This is a genomic window from Desulfonatronum lacustre DSM 10312 (genome assembly GCF_000519265.1).
Lineage (GTDB): Bacteria > Desulfobacterota > Desulfovibrionia > Desulfovibrionales > Desulfonatronaceae > Desulfonatronum > Desulfonatronum lacustre.
The window spans coordinates 1,235,327-1,243,481 of the sequence record NZ_KI912608.1 but is presented as its reverse complement, the minus strand read 5'-3'; the positions used below and the strand labels follow the sequence as shown (position 1 = coordinate 1,243,481).

The 8,155-nt window shown below is 54.8% G+C and carries 7 protein-coding genes; 6 read left to right on the top strand and 1 reads right to left on the bottom strand.

Annotated elements, in window-relative coordinates:
* The first annotated feature begins 159 nt into the window (after window positions 1–159).
* From DESLA_RS0105905 to DESLA_RS0105880, 6 genes are all read left to right on the top strand, one after another.
* On the top strand, window positions 160–1,704 hold the full coding sequence (locus DESLA_RS0105905; RefSeq protein ID WP_028571740.1) for an FAD-dependent oxidoreductase: 1,545 nt from the start codon (window positions 160–162) through the stop codon (window positions 1,702–1,704).
* Between the two features lie 158 nt (window positions 1,705–1,862).
* Window positions 1,863–2,552, top strand: coding sequence for a superoxide dismutase (locus tag DESLA_RS0105900; RefSeq protein ID WP_435050755.1), 690 nt, complete (start codon window positions 1,863–1,865; stop codon window positions 2,550–2,552).
* A gap of 49 nt (window positions 2,553–2,601) precedes the next feature.
* The gene (locus DESLA_RS0105895) at window positions 2,602–3,798 is read left to right on the top strand and encodes an AI-2E family transporter (protein WP_028571738.1); all 1,197 of its coding nucleotides are present in this window, start codon (window positions 2,602–2,604) and stop codon (window positions 3,796–3,798) included.
* Between the two features lie 144 nt (window positions 3,799–3,942).
* A complete protein-coding gene (locus DESLA_RS0105890; protein ID WP_028571737.1) occupies window positions 3,943–5,124 on the top strand; it encodes a D-arabinono-1,4-lactone oxidase in 1,182 nt (393 codons plus the stop codon).
* Window positions 5,125–5,294: 170 nt separating this feature from the next.
* Window positions 5,295–5,657: a sensory rhodopsin transducer gene (locus tag DESLA_RS0105885; RefSeq protein ID WP_211239034.1), complete on the top strand. Its 363-nt coding sequence runs from the start codon at window positions 5,295–5,297 to the stop codon at window positions 5,655–5,657.
* Window positions 5,654–7,045, top strand: a complete 1,392-nt coding sequence (locus DESLA_RS0105880) for an Nramp family divalent metal transporter (RefSeq protein ID WP_028571735.1) — start codon at window positions 5,654–5,656, stop codon at window positions 7,043–7,045. The genes DESLA_RS0105885 and DESLA_RS0105880 overlap by 4 nt, the downstream gene beginning before the upstream one ends.
* On the opposite strand, the gene DESLA_RS19025 is transcribed toward DESLA_RS0105880, so the two are convergent.
* On the bottom strand, window positions 6,966–8,141 hold the full coding sequence (locus DESLA_RS19025) for a GGDEF domain-containing protein (RefSeq protein WP_211239033.1): 1,176 nt from the start codon (window positions 8,139–8,141) through the stop codon (window positions 6,966–6,968). The genes DESLA_RS0105880 and DESLA_RS19025 overlap by 80 nt on opposite strands.
* Between the last annotated feature and the right edge of the window lie 14 nt (window positions 8,142–8,155).

Here is an 8,155-nt window from a genome sequence, read left to right as displayed (position 1 = left end):
AATAAATACGCTTCGACCTTGAACTTTTTTTGCTCCTTGCACTTGGGGTTTTTGAACGGACTGCCGGATAAGGACTTTTTCAACACTCAGATAAAGCTCCGGCGAAGGTCCTATGGGCTTTCGCCGGACTCAGTTAAAAACAAGTAATGGTAAGGAAAAATGGACAGTCATTCCCGACAAACGATATCGACTTGGGTGGCAACGGCGGAAGTGCCGGAACATTCCCCTCTCACCGAGAATACGCATGCTGATGTGTGCATTGTCGGCGCGGGGATAGCCGGCATGACCATCGCATATCTCCTCGCGCGCGAGGGCAGATCGGTGGTTGTGTTGGATGACGGGCGAATTGGTGGAGGAATGACGGAGCGTACATCGGCTCACCTATCCAATGCTATTGACGACGGCTATTTTGAGATCGAGCGTCTGCATGGCGAAAAGGGGGCTCGGATCGCCGCCCAAAGTCACACGGCGGCGATTGACCGCATCGAGGCCATCATTGCGGAAGAGGGAATTGATTGTGATTTCGAACGCCTTGACGGCTACCTGTTCGTTCCACCCGGGGACTCAAAAGACGTGCTCGAACGTGAAGTGAAGGCCGCGCATCGCGCGGGACTCAGGGATGTTGAGCAGGTTGAGCGTGCGCCAATTGATTCTTTCGACACCGGATTGTGTTTGCGCTTTCCCCGACAGGCGCAGTTCCACCCCGTGAAGTATCTGGCCGGGCTCAGTCGCGCCATTGAACGCGACGGCGGGCGCATCTTCACCGGATCACACGCAAGCACTATGGAGGGAGGCGCGCAGGCGCGGGTCGAAACAAGCAATGGATACGTAGTGACCGCTACTGCGATTGTGATCGCCACGAACACTCCGGTAAACAACATCGTCACCATCCACACCAAACAGGCCCCTTATCAGACCTATGTGATCGGCGCACGGATTTCACGCGGTTCGGTTACAAGAGCTTTGTACTGGGATACAGCCGATCCATACCACTACGTCAGGATTCACAGTATTTCCTCTGGAGATGGTGACCCGTACGATGTTCTGATCGTCGGAGGTGAGGATCACAAAGCAGGACACGCGGAAGACGGCGAGCAGCGGCACGCGAATCTTGAAGCGTGGGCACGTGAGCGATTCCCGATGATTGAAAGGATAGTGTTTGCCTGGTCTGGTCAGGTTATGGAGCCCGTTGACGGCATTGCCTTCATCGGACGCAATCCAGGCGACCCGCGAAACGTTTTTATCGCTACCGGAGATTCAGGAATGGGCATGACGCATGGCACCATTGCGGGAATTCTCATCACGGACTTAATTGTCGGGCGCGAAAGCTCCTGGGTACCGCTCTATGATCCTTCTCGCAAGTCTCTCCGTGCCTTTCTGGAATATGCCAAGGAGAATATCGATGTCGCCGTGCAGTACGCCGAGGATTATTTGACAGGGGGGGACGTGGGTTCAACCGAAGAGATTGCCCAGGGCGAAGGGGCGATCATTCGACGAGGGCTGCGGAAGCTTGCGGTATACCGTGACGAACAAGGAACCCTGCATGAGCGCTCAGCCGTGTGTCCACACCTTGGGTGCATGGTAAGCTGGAATCCCTTGGAGAAGACCTGGGATTGCCCATGTCACGGTTCAAGCTACGACCGTTACGGGCGGGTCATAAGCGGACCGGCGAACAGCGACCTTGAAGGTGTGGAAGAATTATAATTATCCGGTTGTTAATCGTCTCAAATGGTGATGTGTGGCACTGAAAGCACGGCACGAAACTAAATTTGAATATGAGGGTTCAAACAATGACAAATGAAAAGATTGAAAACGTATCGCAAAAGGACGCTGGTATGAACAGAGAAAATGCAATCAAGACTATGCTTGATCGTCGCGTTTTTCTTATCGCATCCATGGGCACCGCGGGCTGGCTCATGATGGGTGGTCTCGGTCTTCCCAGGTCTGTTCAGGCAGCATCACCCATTGCATTACCACCTCTTCCTTATGCCGAGAACGCATTGGAGCCGGTCATAACAGCAGAAACGATCGGTTTTCATTATGGGAAACATCACAAAGGGTATGTGGACAAACTGAACAACCTTATCGCCGAAACAGAATATGCTGGATCGTCATTGGAGGAGATTATTTCCGGTAGTGCGGGACGGCCGGAAAAGATGGAGATCTTCAACAACGCGGCGCAGATATGGAACCATACATTCTACTGGAACAGCATGAAGCCAAAGGGCGGAGGCGAACCACCCGCGGCACTCAAACAGAGAATGGAGGCATCCTACGGCAGTGTCGAGGCCTGCAAGCAGGAGCTTGCCGCCGCGGCAACTGCCCAGTTCGGCAGTGGCTGGGCTTGGCTCGTGCTGGACGGGGACACGCTCAAGGTGGTCAAGACCGGTAACGCGGATCTGCCGTTGACCAACGGAATGAAGCCGTTGTTGACCATTGATGTGTGGGAGCACGCCTATTACCTGGATTATCAGAACCGTCGCGCCGACTACGTCAAGGCAGTGCTGGACAATCTGGTCAACTGGGATTTCGCGGCGCAGAACCTTGGATGATTGGAGTTTCCGTTCCAAGGAGATCTTTCGGAGAAGAAGAGAATAATGCATGGAAAGCAACCCTGCAATTGAAGTGAAGCCTCGCTCGCTTTCTTTCTATATAGTCCTGGCAGCGGCGATTTATGCTTTTATCAAAGCTTATTGGTTGCTGTCTCCGATTCTGTTGTCCTTTGTGCTCACCATGCTCATTGCGCTGGCAATCAATCCAGTGATTTTGCGGATACAGGTTGTGACACGCAACAGAAGACTCGCGGCCGGACTGTTCACGCTTGGCTTTCTCGGAAGCATCGTTTTGGCGGGCTGGACAATGTTCGGGCCGATGAAGGAATCCGTCGAAAATCTCACGAGGGAGATACCTGAATACTGGGAGCGTATTCAGAAGCCTCTGATTCGACTTGAGCAGCAAGCCATACTTTCCGAAGAGAAGTTGCAGGAGGAAGTTTCCACTGAAATTGCACGGGATGACCCGGAAACTGTCGAACCTGCTGGCGAGGAGGAATCCGATGAAGTATCAAAATCCTCTGATCAAGGCGAAACTCTTCGTTCCAATATCACCGGAATGTTTCAGGATTTGCTGGGTAACTTTACCGCGGTGGCATTCAATGCCGGTCAAATCTTCATCGTATTGGTGACCGTCTTTTTCGGCGTTTTGTTTACAATCATGAATCCACGTCCGATTTTTAGGGCGATTTTTTTACTTGTACCCAAGCGCAACCATGATCAAGCCCAAATCCTTCTTCAGCGAATCACCGAATTTGCACCGAAGTGGGCAGGAACGATGCTCTTGGACATGGCTTCGATCGGCCTGCTTGTTTTTATCTTTATGTGGATAATTTTTGGATTTTTGGACGCTCTTGTTCTCGGAATTTTCGCGGCGCTTATGGGTGCCATACCATTTCTTGGCCCGTTTTTGAGTGCCATACCAGCACTGTTGCTCGCTTTCGGAGCTGGTGGAATGACTCCATTATGGGTTCTTCTTGCGTATGTCGTGATTCAAGGTCTGCAAAGTAATTTTCTTGAGCCGTTTATCATGGCGCGTGGAATGAAATTGCATCCATTAGCTGTAATTTTTGCGATGCTTTTATCCGTTGCGGCTTTTGGCGTATTGGGTGTCCTGATTGCTGCGCCTCTGATTGCCATATTGAGTATCTTTCATGACGAACTGTATCGAAAGCGGTATCTGCCAATGGTTACGGATGAAGACCTGGATGATCTGGCAAGAAAGGCTCTGCGCGAAAAAAAATGAACCGCCCGCTTCGCTCAAGGCGCGGAGGACGCAAAGAATAATTTTTCCCTGCTTTCCAAATGTTTCCTTAGCGTCCTCCGCGCCTTGAGCGAAGCGGGCGGTTCATCATTCAGCATTCATCTTTAATCAGTAGGAGAGCGGACGATGAGCGAATGGTCGAACTGGTCCGGAAGCGTGCGGTTTACACCTGCTGCCGTGGTTGTTCCCGAGAACGAAGAGGAGCTTGCCCGGATCATCCGCCGGGCCGGAGACGAGAAGCAAACGGTTCGTGTCAGTGGTGCGGGCCATTCCTCGACGCCTCTGGTGCAGACGCCGGACATCCTGGTGTCCATGAAAAACTTCAATGGCTTCGTGGCCAGGGATGGGGCGACAATCGCCATCCGTGGCGGAACGATGCTCACGGAGGCCAACGAGATATTTCTTGAGCATGGCCTGGCCCTTGAGAACCTCGGCGACGTGGATCTTCAGGCCCTGGCCGGTGCCATCGGCACGGGAACGCACGGCACGGGACGAAATCTCCGGACCATGTCCAACCATCTTGTTGGGGGCAGGCTTGTCAACGGCAAGGGTGAGATCGTCGATTTCAGCATTAAGGACGATCCCGACTTCACCTTGGCCGCCCGGGTCGCCCTGGGGACTCTGGGTATCTTCACCGAACTTCGGCTCAAGTTGGTGCCCGCCTTTCACCTGCACCGCAAGGAATGGTGCACCCATATCGAGGACTGCATGGTCAACCTGGACAAGCTCATCGCCTCGAACCGCAATTTTGATTTCTACTGGTACCCCCGCAGCGATGAGGCCAAACTCAGGACCCTGAACATTCCCGGTACAGGGCCGAAGGACATCCCCTATGCCTGGTGCCAGAAGGAACGGACGGGCTGGAGCGGCGACGTCATCCCCCGGTCGCGGGGTAACAAGTTCGATGAAATCGAATACTGGCTGCCCATTGAAAACGGTCCGCCCTGCTTTGAAGAGATCCGCCAGAGGATCAAGGACGTTCATAGGAAGGATGTCGGTTGGCGGGTCCTGTACCGAACCGTGGCCGCGGACGAAGCCATGTTGAGCGGAGCGTACGGCAGGGCCTCGGCCACCATTTCCATGCACCACAACGCGTCCCTGCCCCATGACGCATTTTTCAGGGACATCGAGCCGTACCTGACCAAATACGGCGGTCGGCCGCACTGGGGCAAGAAGCACTACCAGACCGCCACGAACCTGAAGCAGCTGTACCCCCGCTGGGATCATTTCCAGGGAATCCGTCGGTCCATGGACCCGGAAGGGGTGTTCATGAATGCGTATCTACGGACGATTTTTGAGGAAGGGTAGGGGGATAGTGATAGAATTCAGAGGTCAGAAGTCAGAAATCATGGGGGTCGGCGTCGGTATCGGTATCGGGATCGGGATCGATACTGTGTTCGCCAACAATCCTAATTCGACCCCGATGCCGATACCGATACCGAAAGAGAAGCTTTATGGGGGGCGTGGAAATGATGAAAATGGGACGGAAGGTCTGGATGATTTCGGCTGGGCGTATTCCGTTGCGCAGTACCGGGCGGGAGCCTGAAAACACCAGCCGGGACGAGTTGTGTTTCCTCAATGTCGGGTACCGGGAGGCGCAGGTCAAGGTGACCCTGTTCTATGCTGACCGCGAACCGGTGGGGCCGTACAAGCTGGATATCCCGCCGCGTCGGATCCGGCGGGTGCGCGTGAACAACCTGATCAACCCGGAGGCGCCTCCGCTGGATACGGATTACGGCGCCGTGATCGAGTCCAACGTGCCCATCGTGGTCCAGTTTGAGCGGACGGATACCAGTGAATCCAAACCCGCCATGTCGCCCATGATGGCATTTGCGACATGAATCAGGGTGCGGACTACCGGAGTCAGGAGCAGCGCAGGGCATTTGTTTCTCCCGTGCCCACCAAGTGGGAACGGTTGAAATGGTTTGGGCCCGGATTTGTCTGGATGGTCTCTTCGGTGGGTTCCGGATCGATCCTGTTCACGCCCAGGGTCGGCTCCCGGTACGGCTACGACCTGCTCTGGGCGGCGCTCATCGTGACGTTTCTGACCTGGGTGATCATCCGGGAGATCGGCCGTTACACCGTGGTTTCCGGGCGCACGATCCTCGAAGGCTACGAGGGCCTGAAAGGCCCCAGGGGGTGGGCCGTATGGCTCATCTTCGTGCCCGGCATTGTCAGCGGCATCGTTGTGGTCTCGGGCATCGCGGCCCTTGTTGGGAGCGCGCTGGTGATCGTCCTGCCCCTGAACCAAGCCGTTGCGTCGGTGGGGATCATCCTTGTTTCCGCCGTGCTGGTGATCAGCGGCCAATACAAGAAGCTGGAGCTGGTTACCACGGTCATGGCGGTGATAATGATCGTTTCCGTATTTTTGACCGCAATCGCTGTCTTTCCGGGCTGGGAGGCGTACGGCAGGGGACTGATTCCCACAATGGTTCCGGACTTTGACCTTTATTTCATTCTGCCCTGGTTCGGCTTTCTCCTGGCGGGTGCCGCGGGCATGATGTGGTTCTCCTACTGGGTCGCGGCCCGGGGATACGGCGGGGAGATTATTGAGGGAGACGACACGTTGCCTCCGGAAACGTCGACCAAACGCAGCGATGCCGATACGCGGCTGCGCCGCTGGCTGGTGATCATGTCCACCACGGCGGCCATCGGCGTGCTCGGCGCCACCATTGTCAATTTTTCCTTCCTCACCCTGGGCGCGGAGCTGCTCCGGCCACTGGGGGTCATTCCCGAAGGCATCCGGGTGGCTGAGGATCTGGCCAGGTTGCTGGGCGAGGTCTGGGGCGGACCAGGTCAGTATCTGCTCGTGGCCGGCATTTTCGTGGCCTTGTGGGGGTCCATCCTCTCCAATCAGGACGGCTGGGGGAGGATGTACGCGGACGCGACATTGATGTTGCTGCCGCGGACCATGAAACGTCTTGAGAAAGGAAGATCCCGAGCCGGGCTGCGCAGGCAGCTGATGAACAGTTACATCCTGGTTGTCCTGACCGGGATTCCGATCATCGTCTTCCTGCTGCTGCGCAACCCCGTGGTCATCCTGTCCGTTGCCGGCATCATCACCGCTGCCCACCTGCCGATCATGGTCGCCCTGACATTGTATCTGAACCTGAGCCGCCTTCCACGCCACCTCGGTCCCGGCATCTTTTTCACCACGGCAACTGGATTCGCGATAGTGTTCTACGCCTTCTTCTCGATTCTGTTTTTTTACAATCTGCTGTTTTCCTGAGAGCTTTCGGTTCTTCGACGTTAAGACGTGGAATTGCTATTGGCCGAGTAGCCGATGTGTCGTAAAACCACATCCGGTTTGAACCGGATTTTTTGGCGTTATACATAGCCTGATCCGCGGCTTCCAGCAGAGCGTGCGGAGAGGATGCGTCGTGGGGGTAGAACGAGATCCCAATACTGACGGAAATCTGGACAGGCTGTTGTGCTATTAGGAAGGGCTTCTCGAGTGCATCGATAATATCCTTGGCCACACGCTCAACACCATTGCGCTCCTTTGCGCCGGTGAGAATCACGGTAAATTCATCGCCGCCCATACGAGCAACCGTATCTTCCTCCCGAATACAATCAGTAATGCGTTTTGCAACGTCAGACAGTAAATGGTCACCCACTTCATGGCCGAGCGAATCGTTGACTTTCTTGAAGCCATCAAGATCCAGGAACAGTACGGCAAGAGGTAGGCTACTGCGCTTTGCATGAGTGACCCCCTGTTCGAGACGATCCAGGAAAAGACGTCGATTCGGAAGCCCGGTCAGAGGGTCATGATTGGCGCTGTGCCATATTTTTTCTTCGGCGAGCGCTTGTTCGGTAATATCCCGGAAAATGCAGACAATCGCCTCGGTGTGTTGATGCTCGTCCAGCACGGGCGCAAGCAGATACGCGAACCTTTCACCCTTACCAGTACCAAAAGTGTGGCTGAAATTGCCTCGGTAGATGGACTGGTTAGCAATCACCTTTTCAAGATTGCTCTGGAGGTCTGAGGCGAAAGAAAACCCGAGGTCAGAGGTGGAATGTCCGATGATCGCCTTGGGATTCAGAGCGAAGAGATCGGCAGTGGCCCTATTTGCATAACTAAATCTGCCTTCGAGATCCAGCACGCAAATCGGATCAGGCGATGCGACCAGAATGGTGCCGAACAACCGGGTATCCATCTCTTTTAAGACCGTATAGTGCTCCATCGATTCGACGAGGGCCTGGTCTATGGCTTCATGAAATCTGGTAAGGTCTTCAAGCTGTTGCCCGGTAACCGTTGGATTAGCTTTAATCCATTGTGACACCACGCTTGCACGCAGGGCACGAAACTCGGACATTGTGTCCATGAGGCTGAAGCCGC